The organism is Hymenobacter lutimineralis, from assembly GCF_008271285.1.
In the GTDB taxonomy this organism is placed as follows: domain Bacteria; phylum Bacteroidota; class Bacteroidia; order Cytophagales; family Hymenobacteraceae; genus Hymenobacter; species Hymenobacter lutimineralis.
Map to the genome: position 1 here is coordinate 39,329 of NZ_VTHL01000020.1, position 20,433 is coordinate 59,761.

Here is a 20,433-nt window from a genome sequence, read left to right on the forward strand (position 1 = left end):
CATTTCCGCGGCAGTTACCTTCAACCATTCAACCAGCCTGCCGTACAGTTGGGGTATGCGAATTGGTTATCCCTGCGTCAACGAATCGTTGCCGTGCACCTCGACTTCAACTTTCCGGCTGGCCTCCTACTCCGAGGAGCGGCTGGTACAGGCCGTCAGCAATAACCTGGCGTGCCTGCAAAATATCCTGGAGTACAACGTAGCGCACGGGCTCCTGTTCTTCCGCATGGGCTCGGGCCTGGTGCCCTTCGGCTCCCACCCCATCAACACCTTTCCCTGGCAAACGCACTTTGCGGCTGAACTGCGGGCCCTCGGCGACTACATCAAAGCCCACAACCTGCGGGTTTCATTTCACCCCGACCAGTTTGTGGTTCTGAACTCGCCCGACCCCGGCATTGTGGAGCGCAGCATCCAGGAGCTGGTGTACCAGGGCTCCTTGCTGGATCTGATGGGGCTGGACTCGACTATGAAGCTGCAAATCCACGCTGGTGGCCTTTACGGGGATATGGAATCGGCGCTGGCGCGCTGGATAGCCACCTACCACCGTCTGCCCGACGCCGTGAAAGCCCGCTTGGTGGTGGAAAACGATGACCGGCTGTACAGCCTGCGCAACTGCCTGCGCCTGCACGAAGCCGTGGGCGTGCCGATTCTTTTCGACAACCTGCACCACGAGTGCCTCAACCACGGGGAACCTATGGCTGAGGCATTACGAATGGCGTTTGCCACCTGGCATCCTACCCGGGACGGCGTACCCATGATGGACTACAGCGCGCAGTCCGTTGGTGAGCGGAAGGGCAAGCACACGGCTTCGTTGGACGAGGGGCTGTTCCGGGAGTTTCTTACCCACCTGCACGGCCACGACGCCGACATCATGCTCGAAATCAAAGACAAGGAAGCCAGTGCCCACCGTGCCTGCGCCATCATGCACGACATAGGCTTGCTGGTGCGCGCCGCCTCTCCCACCGTTTCTTCTTAACTACTTATCCCCTTTCCTACCTACATGGCACAGGAACCCACATCGGCCGATATGCTGGCCAGCACCATTCATGCCCTGCAAGCGGGGCTTACGCAGGTACCACTCAGCGCGGCCATGGATGCTACCGAGGCCTGGCAGCAGCAGTTCCTGCAAAGCGGCCAGCCGGAGCTCCAGGACATAGCCCGCGAAATCGGCAACCTGCAGTCGTTGCTGACGGAAAAGCCTTTAAATGGTCCCGCCATTGGCCGCTCCCTGAGCTTGCTGGGCAGCCAGGTAAGCCAGCAAACGGCGGCGGCCCCGGCCGAACGCCAGTTGGGCCTCTCGCAGCTGAGCACCCTGCTGCTGCGCCTGGGCGGGGAGCTGGAAACTGACAACAACGGTCAGTAAACTTCTTACTTGCTAGGCCAGAGCAGCTTCTGCTTTAAAACCATCCGAACACAAAACCGCCTCAGCATTCTGCGTAGCAGGACGCTGAGGCGGTTTTGTGTTGCGGCTACCGGGCAGGCTAGATGTACATAGCGTACGCGTCGGGCTGGTAGCTGGCGGTGATGCCGTCGGCTTCTGTGCCGAAGGCCTGGGCCAGATCCGCTATAAGGTCCTGCGGGTCTTCCACGCCTATCGACAGCCGAATCATCTGGGAAGAAATGCCCATTTCGCGCTGCACCTCGGGCATAATGTCGGAGTGCGTCATGGTGGCCGGGTGCTCGGCCAGGCTCTCGGTGCCACCCAGGCTCACGGCGAGCTTGATCAACTTGAGGCGGTTCAGAAACTGGAACGCCTCGGCCTCGCCCCCTTCGATATCAAAGGAAATCATGGAGCCGGGCGAAAGGCACTGCTGCTCGTAGATGGCCTGCTGAGCGGGGTCGTGCTCCAGGTGCGTGAGGTAGTAGGTCCGCGCCACCTGCGGGTGCTCGCGCAACCAGTCGGCAATAACCTGGGCGCTCTGGGCGGCCCGCTCCATGCGCAGTTTCAGGGTTTCGAGGCTGCGCATCAGCATCCAGCCGGTGTTTGGGTCGCACATGGTGCCCATGAAGGTGCGCATGGCTTTGATTTCCTTCATCAAGGGCTTGGAGGCCAGCACGGCCCCGGCAATCAGGTCGGAGTGGCCGCCCAGGAACTTGGTGGCCGAATACAGCACCACGTCGGCCCCGTGGTGCAGGGGGTGCTGAAATACGGGCCCCAGGAATGTGTTGTCGACCACTACGCGGATGGGCTGCTCCTCCGAGCCATGCTGGCGGGCTACTTCGGCGCAGGCTCGCAGATCCACCAGGTGGTTGGTGGGGTTGGCGGGCGTCTCCACGTAAATCATAGCCAGGCGGCCTTGCACAATCTCCGCTACCTGCGCCGACAGCTCTTCCTGACTGGCCTTGGGCGAAAAGCCTACGGCCGTGATGCCAAAGCGCGGCAGCACCTGCTTGAGAAAGAAGTCGGTGCCCCCGTACACGGGCTCGGAGTGCAGGACCACGTCGCCGGGCTTGAGCAAAGCCAGCAGCGTGGTGCTGATGGCGGCCATGCCGCTGGCGAAGGAAGCCGCTTCCTCGGCCCCGTCCCAGAGCGTGAGGCGATGCTCCAGAATCTCCAGGCTGGGGTTGTTGAGGCGGGAGTAAATCAGCCCCATTTCCTCGTCGGGGTCGGCCTGGCGCAGCCCGTAGGCCAGCTCAAAGAAAGCTTTGCCTTCCTCGGCGTTCCTGAAAACAAAGGTGGATGTCTGGAAAATCGGGCACTTGATGGCGCCTTCGCTCCAAGCCGGGGTGTAGCCGTAGCTCATCATCAGGCTCTCGGGCCGGAGACGGTGGCCGTTGATTTCGGCCGCTTCCTGTAAGGGTTTCATGGTGGGTGGGGATGGGTGGATGGGTTTGCGAAGGTAGAAATTTGCTTATAGCTGGCGGTACTTTATCGGCTTGCAACGCGTTACCGTCGAGCTGCTCTGGCCCCAAACCCGGGCTGCAACACCCGCCTATTGCCAGTCGCTGCTGTGGCAGGAATACCCAGGGCTTACTTTTTACCAGCGGCCGTAGATACTACCTCGTTAAGGCTCATTACGGCTGTTTTTTCACCCAGGGGCGCGGGCCCAAGCTCCTGCTTAGGCCGGTGACAGCGGGCACGCTGAAGGCGTTTTCAGCAACCCGCAAAAAGCCATAAGCTCGGCTTTGAAACGTGAGAAAAATCAGGTAAACTACTGATACCAGTCATGGAGCTGGTTGCCGGGGGGCGGCACCTTTGTGCGCAGCTCCGGGGCCAAATCCTAGCTGGCCAGCTGTCCTACCTCTTTTTCTCTACCACCATGAAAAACATCCTGGTTCCCACCGATTTTTCGCCCGAAGCGCATTACGCGTTTGAAGTTGCCGTGCAGCTGGCCCGGCGCACGGGCGGGCGCGTGCTGGTTCTGCACGTGGTAGAAATGCCCGAAACTGCCCAGTTCAGCACCTACGGCGGCCCGGTGACCGGCGATGAAACCGCGGGCGCGCACGGCAGCCTGGAGGAAGTATTCGTGCTGAAGCTGCTGCAGGCCACCAAGCGCCGCATGCACCAGCTCATAGCCGAAGCCGCCGAGCGGGCCCCGGAGGTGCCGGTGCAGGACATGGTGCACACGGCCCGCCTGCACACGGCCATCCTGCAGGTGATTGAGGAAAAGCAGATCGACTTGGTGGTGATGGGCGCCCAGGGTCATACCGTAGCCGAGCACTTCTTTATGGGCTCGAACACCGAGCGGCTGGTGCGCACCGCACCCTGCCCGGTGCTGGCCGTGAAGCACCCCATGCCCAATCTGGACGTGCAGAACCTTGTTTTCCCCTCCGATTTCGCGGCCGAAGCCGATTGCGCGGCCCCGGAGCTCCGCGCCATGCTGGCATTGTTCCCGGAGGCCACCCTGCACCTGCTGAACGTGGTACCAAGTGCGGCCCAGCGCGCCCCGGCCCTGGAGAAAATTACCCGGTTTGCCCACCGCCACCAGCTGGCGCGCACCTTGTCGGCGGTGGTAGAAGCGGCTAGTCCCAGCGTGGGCATTCCGGAGTATGCCCAGCAGGTGCCGGCCGGGCTGGTTATTCTGCCCACCCACGGCCGCACGGGCCTGAGCCGGTTTTTGCAGTCCAGCATTGCCGAGCAGGTAGCCACCCACACCTTTCCGCCGGTGCTCACGTTCCGGCTGGGACATAGCCGCGGCCTGGCCGACCCAACACCGGCCGCGGGTGCTACGTTACAGTCGGCATGACGAAAGCCGTTTTCATTGCTACCGCCGAACCGTATAGTGGCAAGTCCCTGGTTGCCCTGGGGCTGGTGAACATGCTCCTGGGCCAGGCACGCCGGGTGGGCTACTTCAAGCCCATCATCGACTACGACCCCGCCCAGGAGCCCGACCCGCACATCGATACCGTTGCCCGGTACTTTAAGCTGCCCTTCGCCTACGCCGATACCTACGCCTACACCCGGCCGCAGGCCCTGCAGCTGCTGGAAGCCGATGCCCAGGGCGAGCTGATTGACGTGGTCATTCACAAGTTCAAGCAGTGGGAAGAAGCCTACGACTTCACGGTGGTGGAAGGCAGCGACTTCCTGGGGCCGGGTACGGCCATTGAGTTCGACGCCAACGTGTCCATTGCCAAAAACCTGGGCGTACCGGTTATCCTGGTCGTGTCGGGCGAAGGAAAGAGCACGGCGCAGGTGGTCAGCTCGGTGCTGACGCTGCTGCGCACCTTCGAGGCCCGCGAGGTGCCGGTGCTGCTGGCCGTGGCCAACCGCGTGGCCCCCGAGCAGGCCGCCGACGTGCAAACCCTGCTGCGGGCCCAACTGCCCGAGGAGGTGCTGCTGGCCGTGATTCCCGAGGATCCGCAGCTGCGCCACCCTACCATGCGCGAAATTCACGCCGGGCTGGGCAGCAAGCTGCTGTTTGGGGAAGCCGGGCTGGGCAACCAGGTCGACAACTATGTGATTGGGGCCATGCAGGTACCCAACTTCCTGAACTATCTCAAGGAAAATGTACTGATTGTGACGCCCGCCGACCGGGGCGACATCATCGTGTGCGCCCTGCAGGCCAACCAGTCGGCCAGTTACCCGCGCGTGGCGGGCATTGTGCTTACGGCCGGGGCCGAACCCGACGAGCCCATCATGCGCCTGCTCGAAGGCCTGCCCAACGTGGTGCCCATCCTTACCATGCCCACCGGCACCTTCGAAACCACCACCCGCGTGGGCGCCATCAAGTCCCGTATCACCCCCGATACCCCGAAGAAGATTCAGCTGGCCATCAGCACCTTTGCGCGGTACGTGGAGGTAAAGGCGCTGGAGGAAAAGCTCATCAGCTTCCAGCCCGAGGGCATTACGCCCCACATGTTCCAATACCGGCTGCTGCAGTGGGCCCGCCGCCAGCGCCGCCACATTGTGCTGCCCGAGGGCAACGACGACCGGGTTCTGCGGGCCGCCGCCCTGCTCCTGCATCAGGATGTAGTGGACCTGACCATCCTGGGCAACCCCGCCGACGTGGCTGCCTCGGCCAAACGCCTGGGGGTGCAGCTGCCAGCCGGCCACGTGCGCGTCATCGACCCGGTGAACTCGGAGTACTACGCCGACTACGTGGAAACTTTCTACCAGCTGCGCAAAGACAAGGGCGTAAACCACGACATGGCCCGCGACCTGCTGCGCGACGTGTCGTACTTCGGCTCGATGATGGTGTACAAGGGCCACGCCGATGGCATGGTGTCGGGGGCGGTGCATACTACTCAGCACACCATCCGGCCAGCCCTGCAGTTCATCAAAACCAAGCCGGGAGTGTCAGTGGTGTCGTCGGTGTTCTTTATGTGTCTGCCCGACCGGGTAGCCGTGTTCGGCGACTGCGCCGTGAACCCGAACCCCACGGCCGAGCAGCTGGCCGAAATTGCCATTTCCTCGGCTGAAAGCAGCCTAGCCTTTGGCATTGAGCCGCGCATCGCCATGCTTTCCTACTCCTCTGGCACCTCAGGCGCCGGAGCCGACGTGGAGAAGGTGCGCCTGGCCACCGAGCTGGTGCGCCAGCGCCGCCCCGACCTGAAAGTGGAAGGCCCCATCCAGTACGATGCCGCCGTGGACCCGCTGGTGGGCCGTCAGAAGCTGCCCGGCTCCGAAGTGGCCGGCCAGGCCAGCGTGCTCATCTTCCCCGACCTGAACACCGGCAACAACACCTATAAAGCCGTGCAGCGCGAAACCGGCGCCCTGGCCATCGGCCCGGTACTACAGGGCCTCAACAAACCCGTGAACGACCTCAGTCGCGGCTGCACCGTGGACGACGTGTTCAACACCGTGGTGATTACGGCTATTCAGAGCCAGCTGGGGTGAAAAGACGTTAGAACGCCATGCTGAGCGGAGCCGAACCATCTCACTAGTGTGGCAAACCCTACGAAGCAGCAAATTTCAATAACCCGCGCAGCAATATGATGGGATTTTCGGCCCGCGCTTACTTCGCGTGGGCTTTCAGCAGAGTCAACAGCTCTTGGTTGAAGCTGGATTTCTTTGTCTCCAGAGTGGCAAAGAAATCCGCATCGAACTGCTCGATTAGTCCCACGGCGCGCTTGGTTGCTGCTGCTCCTTCTGGCGTGAGGGTTATGGTCTTGGCGCGCGTGTCGGAGTGATGCTCCTGCCGGTTGACTAGCTGTTTCCGCTGTAGCGTCCGGATAATGGTGGAGGTCGTCATCGGGTCGATTTTGCTGTGCACCGATAAATCAATCTGGGTAATGCTGTCTTTCTGCTTCGACAACCACAGCAAACTGGCCAGTATGACGAATTGCGGGTGGGTTAAGTCAATACCATCCAGTGCCTTCTTGATGCCTCGCTGCCAAAGGGTGGTCACCTGCCAAAGCAGAAAGCCGGAGCTTTCCTCGGCCGCGTTTACGCTGAAGTCGTTAGCTACTTTTTTCATATCGACTGATTAAAGCCCTTACAGCGCGCTGGCGGTTTCAATCTGCTTCTGCATATCAGTTGGCAATGCGTCCACAATAGTCTGCGCAACAAGCTTAATCCATAGAAAGGACAAAGGCCCCTGAACCGATAAGGTGTTGGTGATGCGCAGGCCCTCGGGCGTTTCTTCAAACGTGTGCTTGTCGTACATCTTAGCCAGTGGGAAGCTGGTCACGTCGAGGAAATGTTGGTTAACCTCCGTTTCCAACAATTTCACTTTCACTTTAGGGCCACCTTTGGGCTTTAAAGTAAAGTGGCTGCCCTTTTCGAATCGGCCTTCCAGTCGGGCAAATTCGATGCCTTCGTCCCACTGGTGCCAGTTGTTGACATCAGCAAAGAGCTTCCACATTTGTTCTTTGGTCACGGCAGTGGTGACGATTGAGTGCGACTTAGTCCACATAGTTTTTGATATGATATGTACAAATATAATATGTATACATATCATATCAAACATCAACTATGACTTTTTCGCTCTGAGTTACTGCTTAACCACACGGCCAGGACATTGCCGCGCAGCATAACGCTTATAAATAGCACGCAACTTCTTTTTTATTAATCAATTACGCCGTAAGCTTTTTTAGAAACAATGTCTACTTAACGCTTTCTGCTATGAAGCGCCTTCTATAGGCCAGACATCGTATTTCATACAGCACATACTGAGTATACCAACTTATATACTGACTACATAGGTCACTTCGCGGCTCTGTCTTCCTTAGGAAGACGAGCAGTAACTATGGATTAACCTCTTGTACTTTTTAATCCCATCAGGAGCCATTTCAGACACTATGACAACGAGCTTACCGCAGGGCAAGTACACGCAGTCAGTTGATACAAGCTTCGCACACAGCCTACTTTCTCTGCTAGTTTTGCCGGCGTCTGAAATCAGTGCTGCAGAAGCAAGCTTTCGGAAGCAGATACTGGTAGCCGACCAGCGTTACTTTGTTTTTGCTGCTTATGGCAACTAACTAACCATAGAAACTTGCCAAACCCGGTACAACCCTCCTCAGGATCTACATGCACATCTTCGTCATCAACTCCGGCAGCTCTTCCATCAAGTACCAGCTGTTTCGCTGGCCCCAGGAGCGGCCCGTGTGCAGCGGGCTGGTAGAGCGCATCGGCGCGGACCAAGCCACCATCACCCACAAAGTCTTTGCGCTGGATGCTCCGGAGATGCCGGCCACTGAGCAGCGCCTCACCCTGCCCCTACCCAACCACGAGGCCGGTTTGCGAGAAGTTGTGCGCCTGCTCACGGCCGCCCCCAATGGCGTGATTCAGGACCCGGCTGACATTGCCGTGGTGGGCCACCGGGTGGTGCACGGCGGGGAGGCATTTGCGGCTACTACTTTGATTACGCAAGCAGTGAAAACCGAAATCCGGCGGCTGTTTGCCCTGGCCCCCCTGCACAACCCGGCCAACCTGCTGGGCATCGACGTGGCGGAGCAGCTGTTTCCGCAGGCCCGGCAGGTGGCGGTGTTCGACACGGCTTTTCACCAGACCCTGCCCGAGTACGCCTTCCGCTACGCTCTGCCCGAGGCGTTGTACACCGAGCAGCGCATCCGCAAATACGGCTTCCACGGCACCAGCCACCAGTACGTAGCCGCCCAGGCCACAGCGTACCTGGGCCTCCCCGATGCCCGCCTGATTACGGTACACCTGGGCAACGGCTGCAGCGTAGCGGCCGTGCGCGGGGGCCTTTCCCTGGATACCAGCATGGGCTTTGGCCCCCTGGCCGGCCTGGTGATGGGCACCCGCACCGGCGACCTGGACCCTTCCGTGCTGCTGCATTTGCTGGGGCCGCTGGGCTACTCTCCCGAGCAGGTGAGCACCCTGCTGAACAAGGAAAGCGGGATGCTGGGCCTCACGGGTAGCAGCGACATGCGCGACATCGGGGCGGCCTTGGCGGCTGGCGACGCCCGCGCCCAACTGGCCTACGACCTCTACGCATACCGCATCCGCCAGTACATTGGGGCCTACGTGGCCGTGCTGGGCGGACTGGATGCGGTAGTCTTCACGGCCGGTGTGGGCGAAAACGACGCCTTGGTGCGCCGCCTCGCGTGCCAGGACATGGGCTTCTTTGGGCTGGAGTTGGATGAGGCAGCCAATCAGCAGCGCATCCCTGGCCTGCGGGAAATCAGCCTGCCTTCCTCCCGGGCGAAGATTCTGGTGGTGCCGACCAATGAGGAGCTGGAAATTGCGCGGCAGTGCGCGCAGTTGCTGGCTTAAGCCAGAAGCTGTCTTTTCGTTGTTGGCATACCCTGTTGCGTATGCCAACAACGGGAAATGCTGGTTGTCAAAGCATGGTTGGCGCTAAATTCAGGTTACGTCGAAGCTATTCGGAAAGTCTGCTTTCCCGCTTTAATTGTCATTCTGAGCGGAGCGAAGGACCTTATCACGCTTGAACGGCTTGTTCTGCTATGACAAGGTCCTTCGCTCCGCTCAGGATGACAACCATTTTTGACTTTAGTAAACAGCTTCGTCATGCTAAGCGCAGCCAAAGCAGCATACTTCCCAAACCCGCCCTTAGCTCAGCCAGTCGATGCCAGGGCGCAGCCAATGCTGGGTAGCTTCTTCGGGGGAGCCGGGCTCGATGGGAAAGTTGTAGTGCCACTCACACTGGGGCGGCAGGCTCATCAGGATGCTTTCGGTGCGGCCGCCGGTTTCCAGGCCAAACTTCGTGCCCCGGTCGATGGCCAAGTTGAACTCGGCGTAGCGGCCCCGGCGCACCAACTGCCACTGCTTCTGCCGCTCGGTGTGAGGAAGGCCGGCATTCTGGCGCATAAGGGTAGAATACGTACGCCCATACACCTCGCCTACGGCCTGCACGAAGGCGAACAGCTCCTCAAACGTGCCATCCTGGCCCACCGTCAGCCGGTCGAAGAAGATGCCGCCGATGCCGCGGGTTTCCTGGCGGTGGGGCAAGTAGAAGTACTCATCGGCCCACTGCTTGAAGCGCGGGTAGTAGGCCGGGTTATGCTGGTCGCAGACCTGCTTGATTTGCTGGTGAAACCAACGGGCCTGGGTTTCATCCACGTAGATGGGCGTCAAATCCAGCCCGCCGCCAAACCAGGCTTCCCCGTTGCCGGCCTCGAAGTAGCGCACGTTCATGTGGGAAATGGGCACGAGCGGGCTGCCCGGGTGCTGCACCACCGACACGCCCGTGGCAAAGTAGTTGGGGTCGGGCATGAGCAGGGTGCGGGCCGCCGCCTCACTTATGCGCCCTTCCACGGCCGAGAAATTTACCCCACCTTTTTCCAGCACCGCGCCCTGGCTGATAACGCGCGTGCGCCCTCCGCCCCCGCTGTGGTGCACCCAGGCATCTTCCCGGAACGTGCCGGTACCATCGGCCGCTGCCAACTGCTCACAGAGCCAGTCCTGAAACCAGCGCATCCACTCCGCTACCGTAGCCCGCACGGCTTGCGGCGCGGCCGGTGCATCATTTGTAAGTACCATACTAGTAAACGTGAAAAAGATGAGAAGTTAGCCGGCCGTAACCGGGGTAAAGCGCCCGGCCGCAGCAAGCGGCATTCCCTGGGTCAGCCGCCGGCTTTCGGCCGCCTGCCGCAGGTGACACTGGGCACAGCAGGTTTCCGTGGGCAGCTGGCTGGTGGGCAATAGCACCAGCGGGATGCGCAGATGATAGGCGTTGGTTTTGGTGTAGTGCGGGTGAAAAAAGCGGCGCACCAGGCAGCCATCGGCAGTAGCCAGCACGAGCAGCTGAGCCGCCTGCTGGGCGCAGAAGTCGCTGAGGCCTTCCAGGGCGTCTTCCTCCGGCAGTAAGTGCCCGGTAGCCTCGGGCAGGTGGGCCCGGGCTTCCATCAGCGCCTTTTTGAGGGGCGCCAAACCCACGTGGGTAGGCGCGTAGAACTGCACTAGGTCGAAGTGGGCTCCGGCCGGGCGCGTAAGCTGGGTCAGGAAAGGCAGGCGGCGCGCATCGAGGTGCGTAAAATCCCCCGACACCACCACGCGGCTGGGCAGCTCGTGGCGGCTGGGCAGCTCGTGGCGGCCGGGCGGCACCACCAGCACCGGGCAGCTCACGTGTTCCGGCAGCAGCATGGGCGTGGTGCCTTCAGCTGTGGCCGTGGCGCAGTCCATGAGCGTGAGGCCCAGCACCACCAGGCTCGCGCAGTAACCATTCACCAGCACTTCCAGGCCCTGGGCCAGGGGCTCAGCCAGCAAATGATAGTGATAGGTGATGCGCCGGCCGCTCTGCCGGGTTAGCTGCTGGTAGCGCAGCCGCTCGGCCAACGCCTGCAGCTGCCGCAGCAGCGCCGCCCGCCCCTCGGCCCCGGTACCCGGCGGGCAGCTATGCACCAGCACAATTTCGGCGGGCAGGCGTAGCGCCAGTTTGTTGGCATACCCCAGCGCGTTTTCGGCGGCGGCAGTAAAGTCAATGGGCACGAGGAGGGTCTGCATCGGGAGAAAGAGGTAAGGAGAAGGAAAACGGGAGGAGCAATTAGCGCGCGGAGGCGGCCTGAGGCACGCTCTGGCAATAGTGCACCGAGGCGGGCTGGCCTACGGGCGCCGCTACTGCCCCGGCCGTGCCCAGCTGCGGACTCAGATACGGAATGCCCAGCCCCAGGCCGCGCAGGATAAACAGGGCCGCCAGGCCCAAGGCCATTACCGGCACGGCCTGGCGCAGGCGCATACGCCACGGCAGCGGCACCAGCTGCCCGCTCAGGGACAAAGCCAGCATAAGCGGCACGGTGCCCAGCCCAAACAAGGCCATGTAGAGCACGGCGCCCGGCACCCCCGGGGCGCTGATGGCTCCGGCCAGGGCCAGGTACACCATGCCGCAGGGCAACAGGCCATTGAGCAGGCCGGTGGTGTAGAGGGCCCGGGCCGTGGGCTGCTGGAAGTAGTATCCCAATTGGTTTTTCACGGCGCCTAGCCCCCGGCTCAGCCCCAGCGCCATAGATGCCCGGCTGGTGTAGCGTTCCGGCACGGCCACCAGCAGCAGAATAAGCAGGCCCGAGGCAATAGAAAGTCCCTGCTGCCAGCCAGCCAGCCGCAACCCCTGCCCCACCATACCGGCCACGGCGCCCAGCAGCGAGTAGGTCGTGACGCGGCCCAGGTTGTAGAGCACCCGCCCCCGCACGTAGCGCCAGCCCACGGGGTTGCCCTGACCCGGCAACGCCAGCGCAATAGCCCCGCACATGCCCACGCAGTGGAAGCTACCCAAAAACCCAAATAAGAAACCAGCCCAGAGCATACGTGAAGGAGGGAATGGATACGGCAGTAAGCCCGCTTACTCGCTGATAGAAAGCTCTTTTTCCAGGAAATACTGCTGGTTGCCGGCCGTGAAATCAACCCGCAGGCGCCAGAGACCGGGCTGCAGCTTGCTGGTGTTCAGCTCCTGCAGGGCCGGAGTGCCAGCGGGCGCGAAGGGCAGCTTGAAATCCAGCTTCTGATCGGAAGGCCGGAAGAAGTGCAGCGTGCCCTCGATAGCCTGCCCGCTCAGGCCGGCCGGCAGCGCCAGCTTCAGGCGGTGAGCTGCGGCCTCGTGGGTGACGACCACCGGCGCGGGCAGGGCCGCCGTGCGCGCCACCGACTCCATGCGCTGCTGGTAGGCCAACTCCTGCTGGTAGTAATCGGGGCTTACCAGGTCGACGCTGGTGCGCATGGCCTGCTGCACCATAAAGCCGATGTAGCTGGCAAAGAGCACGAAGGCAGCAATGATGGCGTAGGGCCAGATGGTGCGTTTAGGAGGAGCTGGGGTAACCATAGCAAAGAAGGTGAGAATCGTTGGGGAGGCAGGGCGCGGGCTACTGCGGCGGCCCCAGAAACTTGGTATCGGTTTCCGTAATGAGCTGGCCGCCGCTAAACACCCCAATGCGAATTTCCTGGTTGGTAGCGTGCAGGGCCGACTTCGGCAGCTCGGCAAAAAACACGCCTTCCGTCAGGCCCTGGGCGGGCAGCGTGAGGCCGTCTTTGCCCACCAGCGCAATGGTGCCGCCGGCCGGCTCCAGCACCCGCAGGGTGATGGGGTACGGGCGGTTGGTTTTGTTGATGACGGAGATGTTGTAGAGGTTGGAAATGGTACCCCGCTCCGTTTTCTGGAACAGCTGCCCCGGGGTGCGCAGCACCGTGGCCTGCACGTTGGAGCGCGACACCAGCAGAAAGGTGAGCACGCTCAGCAACACCACCAGCACCCCCGAGTATACTTTCATGCGGCCCGTCAGCCGGAACGTGGTGCCATTGGCAATGTCGTTTTCCGAGGCGTGGCGGATCAGCCCTTTCGGCAGATCTATCATGGCCATGATGTTGTTGCAGGCATCAATGCAGGCGGTGCAGTTGGTGCACTCCAGCTGCTGGGCGCCATTGCGGATGTCGATACCCGTGGGGCACACCTGCACGCACTGGTGGCAGTCGATGCAGTCGCCGGCGGTGCGCTGCTGGTTTTTGCGCAGCTTCTCGCGCGGCTCGCCACGCTTGTAGTCGTAGGCCACCACCAGGCTGTCTTTGTCCAGGAGCACACCTTGTAGCCGGCCGTAGGGGCAGGCAATGGTGCACACCTGCTCCCGAAACCGGGCAAACACCGCGTAGAATACCCCCGTGAACACCACCATGGAGGTGAGGCCGCCCAGGTGCGCGGTTAGCGGATCGGTCACAATCTTCACCAGCGCATCCGAGCCAATGATGTAAGCCAGGAAGGTGTTGGCAATCAGAAACGAAATCAGCAGGAACAGCGCGTGCTTGCTGGTTTTGCGCCAGATTTTGTTCCAGGTCCAGTCGGCGCGGTCCAGGGCTTTCTGCTGGGGCGCATCGCCTTCCAGCCAGTACTCGATGCGCCGGAACACAAACTCCAGGAAGATGGTCTGGGGGCACACCCACCCGCAGAAAATACGGCCGTAGACTATCGTAAACAGGATAATGAACAGCAGAAAGGTCAGCGCCCCTATCAGCAGGATAAAGAAATCCTGGGGCCAGAAGATCTGCCCAAGGATGATAAACTTCCGCTCGGGCAGGTTCAGCATCAACAGGGGCAGCTCCCGGAAGCGCAGCCAGGGCCCCGCAAACAGCAAAGCCAGCAGGCCGTAGCTGATCCACTTGCGGGCGCGGTAGAGCGGGCCACTGGGCTGCTTCGGGTACAGCCACACGCGCTTGCCGTCAGCATCCACCGTGGCGATGGAGTCGCGGAAGTCGTCGTTGGGGTGAAAGGTGGTAACGGACATGGCGGGTGGCGCGAGCGGGTGGCTGCGGCGCCTGAACGGTGGGTAGGAAATGCGAGGCGGGCAGCCCGGGCTAGAGCTCCTTATCGCCCTGGGGCTCTTTGGCGCCAGCGGGCTTGGAGCCTTTCAGGCTTGCGATAAAGGACGACACCTGCAGAATCTGCTTGCCCGAGAGCTTGCCCTTCCAGGCCACCATGCCTTTGCTGGTGACGCCGAACTTGATGGTTTTGTACACGTGGTTGATTTCGCCGCCGTGCAGCCAGTACTCGTCCGTCAGGTTGGGGCCTACTTTGCCCTCGGCGTTGGGGCCGTGGCAGGGCGCGCAGTTGGTGGTGAAGATGGTTTTGCCGGCATCCAGGTCGGCGGGGGCTTTCAGGGCCGCGTAGGTAGTCAGCTTGTTGGGGTCGTCGTTATCAGCCGACACCAGCAGCGTGGCTTGTTGCATCTCGGTTTCGTACTCCGCCGTTTGCAGCTGCCCGGCCTGGGCCACGTGGTAGTAGCCCATGTAAGCCACCGCAAACACAATGGTGACGTAGAAGCCGTACTTCCACCACGGCGGCAGGTCGTTGTCGAACTCCGTGATGCCGTCGTAGTCGTGGCCCATCAGCTCATCCTTGTTCTTACCGGTTACCAGGGCCGGGTCGCCGATGAGCAGGCCCAGTACCTGGCCGCTCCAGGTGTCGTGCACCGTGGGCAGCTCGTAGAGCTTGCGCAGCTGGGGCTTCATCTTCACGATGATCATGGTGAAGAACAGCACAAACACCAGCAGCACCAGTGCCAGGGTACTCAGCAAAAACCAGAACAGCAGCATCTGCGTGTCGGCCCCGGCGGGCTTGGCGGATTCGGCTGGGGCTTGCGCCAGGGCGGTACCGGCTTGCAACAGCAGGACCGCAGCGGCCAGCGCCCGAAGAGAAGTCAGGGAAAAACTTAACATACAGCAGCTCCTTTCTGCGTGGAGGGGGTTTGGTCTTGAGTAGCGGGAGTTTGGGCGGCCGGGGGGCGCTGCACGGCGGAGGCTACCGAAGCACCGGCCACCAGCGTGAGCACCAGCACGATGCCTAGTACGCCCAGCAGCAGCCAGAACAGAATGGTAGAGCCCGAGGTAGCGGGGGCCGCGGCGGGGGTTTGCGCCCCCGCCAGGTAGCCGGTAAGCAGGCCGGTAGCCGTCAGCAGCACGGTGCGTTTGGTTAGCATAGCGCGTCGGGTTCGGAGTGAGGGGCCGCGGTTTCGTCGTCGCCGAGCAGGGGCATCAGGCTCATGGTGTGCAGGTGCTGGCGGTTGGCAATGACCACCCAGACCAGCAAGCCCAGGAAGAAGAGAAAGAAGATGCCGAAGGAGATAAGCGGGTATATCTCAATGCCGGCAATAGATTGCAAAACGTTCTTGTACATGGCAGTAGCGCAGGTTGGGAGGTAGGTACCGGGCTTTACTGAGCAGCCGCGGCAGCCTGCTCCGGCTTCACTTTGATATCGGTGCCCAGGCGCTGCAGGTAAGCAATGAGGGCCACGATTTCCTTGTCCGACCTTACTTCGATTTCCTCCTTCTTCAGCTCCTGCACAATGCCCTGGGCCTGGCGGCGGGCATCGGCCACGGCCTGCTTATCGTAGCCGGCGGGGTATGGCGTGCCCAGCTGCTGCAGCACCCGTATTTTCTTGGGTAGGGTGGAGTAGTCGATGTCGTTTTCAAACAGCCAGGGGTAAGGCGGCATGATGGAGCCCGGCGACATGCTGGTGGGGTCGAGCATGTGGTTGTAGTGCCAGGAGTGCGGGTACTTGGCACCCACGCGGTGCAGGTCGGGACCGGTACGCTTGCTGCCCCACAGGAAGGGCCGGTCGTACACAAACTCGCCGGCTTTGGAGTACTCGCCGTACCGCTCGGTTTCGGAGCGGAAGGGGCGCACCATCTGAGTGTGGCAGTTCGAGCAGCCTTCCTTGATGTAGATGTCGCGGCCCTGCAGCTCCAGCGAGGTATAAGGCTTCACCGAGGCAATGGTGGGCACGTTCGACTTGATCAGGAAGGTGGGAATCATTTCCACAGCCCCGCCGATGGCAATGGCTACGGTGGCCCACACGGCCATCTGCACGGGGCGGCGCTCAATCCAGCGGTGCCAGTGGCCGGCGTCGGCGTGGGGGTCCTCGGCGGCGGGCAGCAGGGCGGGTGCCTGGGCTTTTTCTGCGGCCAGCAACGAGCCGGCCTGGGCCGTTTTCACCAAGTTATAGAGCATCAGGAACACGCCGCTCAGGTACATTACCCCGCCAATACCCCGCAGGTAGTACATAGGCACCAGGTTGAGCACGGTTTCCAGGAAGTTGGGGTACTGCAGCATGCCCTCGGCATTAAACTGCTTCCACATCAACCCCTGGGTAAAGCCGGCCCAGTACATAGGCAGGGCGTAGAACAGAATGCCCAGGGTGCCAATCAGGAAGTGGGCGTTGGCCAGCTTCTTGGAGTAGAGGGGCGTGCGGTACAGGCGGGGCCACAGCCAGTAGAGCATGGCGAAGGTGAGGAAGCCGTTCCAGCCCAGGGCGCCCACGTGCACGTGCGCCACAATCCAGTCGGTGAAGTGGGCAATGGCGTTGACGTTCTTCAGGCTGAGCATGGGCCCTTCGAAGGTGGCCATGCCGTAGGCCGTAATGGCCACCACCATAAACTTGAGCACCGGCTCCTCGCGCACCTTATCCCAGGCCCCACGCAGGGTAAGCAGGCCGTTGATCATGCCGCCCCAACTGGGCGCAATCAGCATCACGGAGAAGGCCACGCCCAGGCTCTGGGCCCAGTCGGGCAGGGACGTGTAGAGCAGGTGGTGCGGCCCGGCCCAGATGTAAATAAAAATCAGGGACCAGAAGTGAATAATGCTCAGGCGGTACGAGTACACCGGCCGGCCCGCGGCCTTGGGCAGGAAGTAGTACATCAAACCCAGGTAGGGCGTAGTCAGGAAGAAGGCTACGGCGTTGTGCCCGTACCACCATTGCACCAGGGCATCCTGCACGCCGGCGTAGGCCGAGTAGCTTTTCATGAAGCTCACCGGCACCTCCATGGAGTTGACGATGTGCAGAACGGCTACGGTCAGGAACGTGGCAATGTAAAACCAGATGCCCACGTAGAGGTGCCGCTCCCGGCGCCGGGCAATGGTGCCGAACATGTTCCAGCCAAACACCACCCACACCAGCGTAATGGCAATGTCGATGGGCCACTCCAGCTCGGCGTACTCCTTGCTGGTGGTGTAGCCCAGGGGCAGGGAAATCAGCGCGCTCAGAATAATGAGCTGCCAGCCCCAGAAGTGCACCCGGCTCAGGGTTTTGGAGTACATGGCGGCTTTGCACAGGCGCTGCAGCGAGTAGTACACCCCCATGAAGATGCCGTTGCCCACGAAGGCGAAGATGACGGCGTTGGTGTGCAGGGGCCGGATGCGCCCAAACGTGGTAAACGAGGTGTGCAGGTTGGCATCGGGCTGGGCCAGCTGAAACGCGGCCAGGATACCCACCAACATGCCGGCAATGCCCCAGAAAATGGTGGCTATGCCAAAGTCGCGGACAATCTGGTTGTCGTAGAAAAACTCGTCGACCGCGCGGGACACCCGGCTCTGAACCAGCGGCGGCTCAGGAGCGGTGAGAGGCGAAGTAAAGGCAGCTTGCATGGGGCGAAGAAGTAGTGGTTTTACTTCTTCAAAGGTCCTGCCTGCTGCCCGCCGGAAGCATGACGAACGTCAAGGCCCCGCTTGATAGATGTCAATACCGCCCGCTTTTCAAATTCGCCTACGGCTGCTCTTCCTCATCAAAGAGCATGCGCACCGAGGGCGTGTAGGCGTCGTCGTACTGCCCGTTGCGCACGGCCCACAGGAAAGCCCCCAGAAACGTGAGGGCCACCAGCAGACTCACGAAAATCAACAGAAAAATAATGGTCATGGGGCTTGGGGCTTGATAGGTGTTAGAGACGGTAGCGCCGGGCTGCCCAGCGCACGAGCAGGGTGGCCACCACCATCACGCTCAGGGAGCTGATGGGCATCAGAATGGCCGACACAATGGGCGTGAACTTGCCCTGCACGGCCATGGCCAGGCCAAACCCGTTGTAGGCAAACGACAGGGCGAAGGTGATGAGCACGGCCCGCAAACACGCCCGCGAGAAGCCCAGAAACGTAGTAAGCTGTCCAAAGGCGCTGACGTCCAGAATAGCGTCGCAGGCTGGGGAGAAGTTGGTGAGCTTGTCGGTGAGGGCAATGCCGGCATCGGCCGCGCGTAGGGCTCCGGCATCGTTGAGGCCGTCCCCGATCATGACCACGGTGTGGCCCTGGGCGCGCCGCGCCGCAATGTAGGCCAGCTTGTCGGCGGGCGTCTGCTGGAAGTGCAGCTCGGCATCTTCCCCAAACAGGGCGCGCAGCCGGTCCTGCTCGGCGGCCGTATCCCCCGAAAGTACGGCCAGCGCGTAGCGCCCTTTGAGGCTGGCCAGCAAGGCCGGTAAGGCCGGCCGGTACACATTGTGAAACGTATAGTACCCGGCCGGCTCCCCATTCAGCCCCACGTACACGCGGGTTTCTGAGGTAGCGCCGGCGGCCAGAGCCACCCCGACAAAAGCCGCCGAGCCCAGCCGAACTTCCTGTCCTTCCACCACCGCCGTTACCCCCTGCCCCGCCACTTCCCGGCAGTCCGTCGGCTGCAGTGGTTTTACGTTCAGCTCCTGGGCCAGGCGCCGGCTTAGCGGGTGCGTAGACTGAGCTGCGGCCGTGGCTACCAGCTGCTTTTCCTTTTCTGATAAGGGTCGGCCCTCGTAGGCTACTTCCGCCTGGTGGGCGTCGGTGAGGGTGCCGGTTTTGTCGAACACCAGCGTATCGGCCCGGGCCAGGGTTTCTACCACGCCCGCGTTTTTCAGGTAGAGCTTGTGGCGGCCCAACACGCGCAGGGCGGCGCCCAGGGCAAACGGCGTGGCCAACGACAGCGCGCACGGGCAGGCAATAACCAGCACCGAGGTGAAGGCCTGCCACATCAGGGCCTGGTCGCGTGGGGCCCAGTAGGCCAGGGTGCCGGCCGCCAGCACCAGCGTAACGGCCACAAAGTAGCGGCCCACGCGGTTGGCGTAGGTTTCGAGGGTGCGGTGCGTTTCTTCCTTGGCAAAGGCGGGGTTGTTCCAGAGCTGGGTGAGGTAGCCCTGCGACACCTCCCGCGTCACTTCCAGGTCGATGGCCTCGCCCAGCTGCCGCCCGCCCGCGTACACCAGCTCGCCCGAGGCGCGGGCCACCGGCGTGCTTTCCCCCGATACAAAGGAGTAGTCAATCTGCCCGGCCCCGCGCAAAAGCACGGCATCGGCCGGAATAACCTCTTGGTTGCGCACCCGGATGCGGTAGCCCGGCTTCAGCTCCTTCACCGAAATGGGCTGCTCGCCAGCGGGCGTGAGTTGGGTGACGGCCACGGGGAAGTAAGACGTAAAGTCGCGGTCGAAGCGCAGGGCGTCGTAAGTGTGCTGCTGCACCCACTTGCCAATGAGCATGAAGAAGACGAGGCCGGTAAACGAGTCGAAGTAGCTGGGGCCGCTGCCCGTGAGTACGGCGTAGGTGCTCACCCCAAACAGGGAGGCCAGCCCCAGGCTGATGGGAAAATCGAGGTTGATGTAGCGCTGCCGCACGCCCTGCCAGGCCGAGCGAAAAAAGCCCTGGGCGCTGAACAGCAATACGGGCAAAGCCAGCCCCAGACTGAGGTAGCCAAAAAACCGCCCGAACCCCTGCTGCAGGCTTTCCACGAAGGAGAAGTAGTCGGGCAGGGCCAGCAGCATCACGTTGCCGAAAGCAAAGGCGGCCAGCCCCAGCTGGTAGTAGAGCGTGCGGCTGGCGCGGTGGGGCTGGGCGCCCAGGGCGGCCAGGGTAATCTGGGGCTCGTAGCCCACGGAGGCCAGCAGCTGCACCACGGCGCGCAGGCTGGTTTCGGCGGTGAGGTAAGTGATGGTAATTTCCTTGCGCAGAAACTGCACCCGCGCCTCCACGATGCCGGCGTTCAGGCGGGGCAGGTGCTCCAGCAGCCAGATGCAGGAGGTGCAGTGCATCTGCGGGATGCTGAGCGTGAGGCGGGCGCGCGTGTCGGAGCGGAAGGCCAGCAGCTGCTCCTGCACCGACGCGGTGTCGAGGTAGTCGAAGCGGCCGGGCAGCTCCACGTCCTGCACTTTCAGGCCGGGCTGCGCATCCAGCCGGTAGTAGGTGCACAGGTTGTTGGCCTCCAGCAGCTCGTACACGGTGCGGCAGCCGGCGCAGCAAAAGGGCACCTCCCCCAGCAGTAGCGGCTCGGGCGGGCAGTCGTCGCCGCAGTGGGCGCAGGCAAGATGAGTAGCGGGGGGAGCAAGAACAGCGGCAGGCACGGCAGGCACAGAAAAGTTTAGCTACAAAGC

At 62.0% G+C, this 20,433-nt stretch carries 19 protein-coding genes; 5 read left to right on the forward strand and 14 right to left on the reverse strand.

Annotated elements, in window-relative coordinates; translation table 11 throughout:
- Nucleotides 1-55 precede the first annotated feature (55 nt).
- Both uvsE and FY528_RS16645 read left to right on the forward strand, forming a co-directional pair.
- Nucleotides 56-976: a UV DNA damage repair endonuclease UvsE gene (gene uvsE / locus FY528_RS16640; RefSeq protein ID WP_149072155.1), complete on the forward strand. Its 921-nt coding sequence runs from the start codon at nt 56-58 to the stop codon at nt 974-976.
- Nucleotides 977-1,000: 24 nt separating this feature from the next.
- Nucleotides 1,001-1,363 carry a hypothetical protein gene (locus FY528_RS16645; protein ID WP_149072156.1) on the forward strand — a complete coding sequence of 121 codons (363 nt, stop codon included), beginning with the start codon at nt 1,001-1,003 and terminating at the stop codon, nt 1,361-1,363.
- A gap of 118 nt (nt 1,364-1,481) precedes the next feature.
- Here FY528_RS16645 and FY528_RS16650 read toward each other — a convergent pair whose 3' ends face one another.
- Nucleotides 1,482-2,807, reverse strand: a complete 1,326-nt coding sequence (locus FY528_RS16650) for a cystathionine gamma-synthase family protein (RefSeq protein ID WP_149072157.1) — start codon at nt 2,805-2,807, stop codon at nt 1,482-1,484.
- Between the two features lie 453 nt (nt 2,808-3,260).
- On the opposite strand from FY528_RS16650, the gene FY528_RS16655 reads away from it, so the two are divergent.
- Nucleotides 3,261-4,187, forward strand: coding sequence for a universal stress protein (locus tag FY528_RS16655; protein ID WP_187632164.1), 927 nt, complete (start codon nt 3,261-3,263; stop codon nt 4,185-4,187).
- The gene (gene pta / locus FY528_RS16660) at nt 4,184-6,277 is read left to right on the forward strand and encodes a phosphate acetyltransferase (protein ID WP_149072159.1); all 2,094 of its coding nucleotides are present in this window, start codon (nt 4,184-4,186) and stop codon (nt 6,275-6,277) included. Before FY528_RS16655 ends, pta begins: the two co-directional genes overlap by 4 nt.
- Nucleotides 6,278-6,395: 118 nt before the next feature.
- Here the strand turns inward: pta and FY528_RS16665 are convergent, their stop codons facing one another.
- Complete coding sequence (locus tag FY528_RS16665; protein ID WP_149072160.1) at nt 6,396-6,857, reverse strand: MarR family winged helix-turn-helix transcriptional regulator; 462 nt, start codon at nt 6,855-6,857, stop codon at nt 6,396-6,398.
- Between the two features lie 18 nt (nt 6,858-6,875).
- Nucleotides 6,876-7,295 (reverse strand): SRPBCC family protein, encoded by a 420-nt coding sequence (locus FY528_RS16670; RefSeq protein ID WP_149072161.1) that lies wholly within the window; start codon nt 7,293-7,295, stop codon nt 6,876-6,878.
- A gap of 614 nt (nt 7,296-7,909) precedes the next feature.
- Between FY528_RS16670 and FY528_RS16675 the strand changes: the two genes are divergently transcribed.
- Complete coding sequence (locus FY528_RS16675; protein ID WP_149072162.1) at nt 7,910-9,118, forward strand: acetate/propionate family kinase; 1,209 nt, start codon at nt 7,910-7,912, stop codon at nt 9,116-9,118.
- 297 nt (nt 9,119-9,415) lie between these two features.
- On the opposite strand, the gene hemF is transcribed toward FY528_RS16675, so the two are convergent.
- The 11 genes from hemF to FY528_RS16730 all read right to left on the reverse strand — a co-directional run bounded on the left by hemF (nt 9,416) and on the right by FY528_RS16730 (nt 20,403).
- Nucleotides 9,416-10,345, reverse strand: coding sequence for an oxygen-dependent coproporphyrinogen oxidase (gene hemF, locus FY528_RS16680; RefSeq protein WP_149072163.1), 930 nt, complete (start codon nt 10,343-10,345; stop codon nt 9,416-9,418).
- Between the two features lie 27 nt (nt 10,346-10,372).
- Nucleotides 10,373-11,308, reverse strand: coding sequence for a universal stress protein (locus FY528_RS16685; RefSeq protein ID WP_149072164.1), 936 nt, complete (start codon nt 11,306-11,308; stop codon nt 10,373-10,375).
- A gap of 40 nt (nt 11,309-11,348) precedes the next feature.
- Nucleotides 11,349-12,104, reverse strand: a complete 756-nt coding sequence (locus FY528_RS16690) for a sulfite exporter TauE/SafE family protein (RefSeq protein ID WP_149072165.1) — start codon at nt 12,102-12,104, stop codon at nt 11,349-11,351.
- 36 nt (nt 12,105-12,140) lie between these two features.
- Nucleotides 12,141-12,617 (reverse strand): FixH family protein, encoded by a 477-nt coding sequence (locus FY528_RS16695; RefSeq protein ID WP_149072166.1) that lies wholly within the window; start codon nt 12,615-12,617, stop codon nt 12,141-12,143.
- 40 nt (nt 12,618-12,657) lie between these two features.
- Complete coding sequence (gene ccoG / locus FY528_RS16700; RefSeq protein WP_149072167.1) at nt 12,658-14,067, reverse strand: cytochrome c oxidase accessory protein CcoG; 1,410 nt, start codon at nt 14,065-14,067, stop codon at nt 12,658-12,660.
- 70 nt (nt 14,068-14,137) lie between these two features.
- Nucleotides 14,138-14,998, reverse strand: coding sequence for a cbb3-type cytochrome c oxidase N-terminal domain-containing protein (locus FY528_RS16705; RefSeq protein WP_149072168.1), 861 nt, complete (start codon nt 14,996-14,998; stop codon nt 14,138-14,140).
- Entirely contained in the window at nt 14,992-15,258 is a 267-nt protein-coding gene (locus FY528_RS16710) for a hypothetical protein (RefSeq protein ID WP_149072169.1), read from the reverse strand. Before FY528_RS16710 ends, FY528_RS16705 begins: the two co-directional genes overlap by 7 nt.
- Nucleotides 15,252-15,455: a hypothetical protein gene (locus FY528_RS16715; protein ID WP_149072170.1), complete on the reverse strand. Its 204-nt coding sequence runs from the start codon at nt 15,453-15,455 to the stop codon at nt 15,252-15,254. Before FY528_RS16715 ends, FY528_RS16710 begins: the two co-directional genes overlap by 7 nt.
- A gap of 35 nt (nt 15,456-15,490) precedes the next feature.
- Nucleotides 15,491-17,701, reverse strand: coding sequence for a cytochrome-c oxidase, cbb3-type subunit I (ccoN, locus tag FY528_RS16720; RefSeq protein WP_262384036.1), 2,211 nt, complete (start codon nt 17,699-17,701; stop codon nt 15,491-15,493).
- Between the two features lie 118 nt (nt 17,702-17,819).
- Complete coding sequence (ccoS, locus tag FY528_RS16725; protein ID WP_149072171.1) at nt 17,820-17,969, reverse strand: cbb3-type cytochrome oxidase assembly protein CcoS; 150 nt, start codon at nt 17,967-17,969, stop codon at nt 17,820-17,822.
- A gap of 22 nt (nt 17,970-17,991) precedes the next feature.
- Nucleotides 17,992-20,403, reverse strand: a complete 2,412-nt coding sequence (locus tag FY528_RS16730; protein ID WP_149072172.1) for a heavy metal translocating P-type ATPase — start codon at nt 20,401-20,403, stop codon at nt 17,992-17,994.
- Nucleotides 20,404-20,433 lie beyond the last annotated feature (30 nt).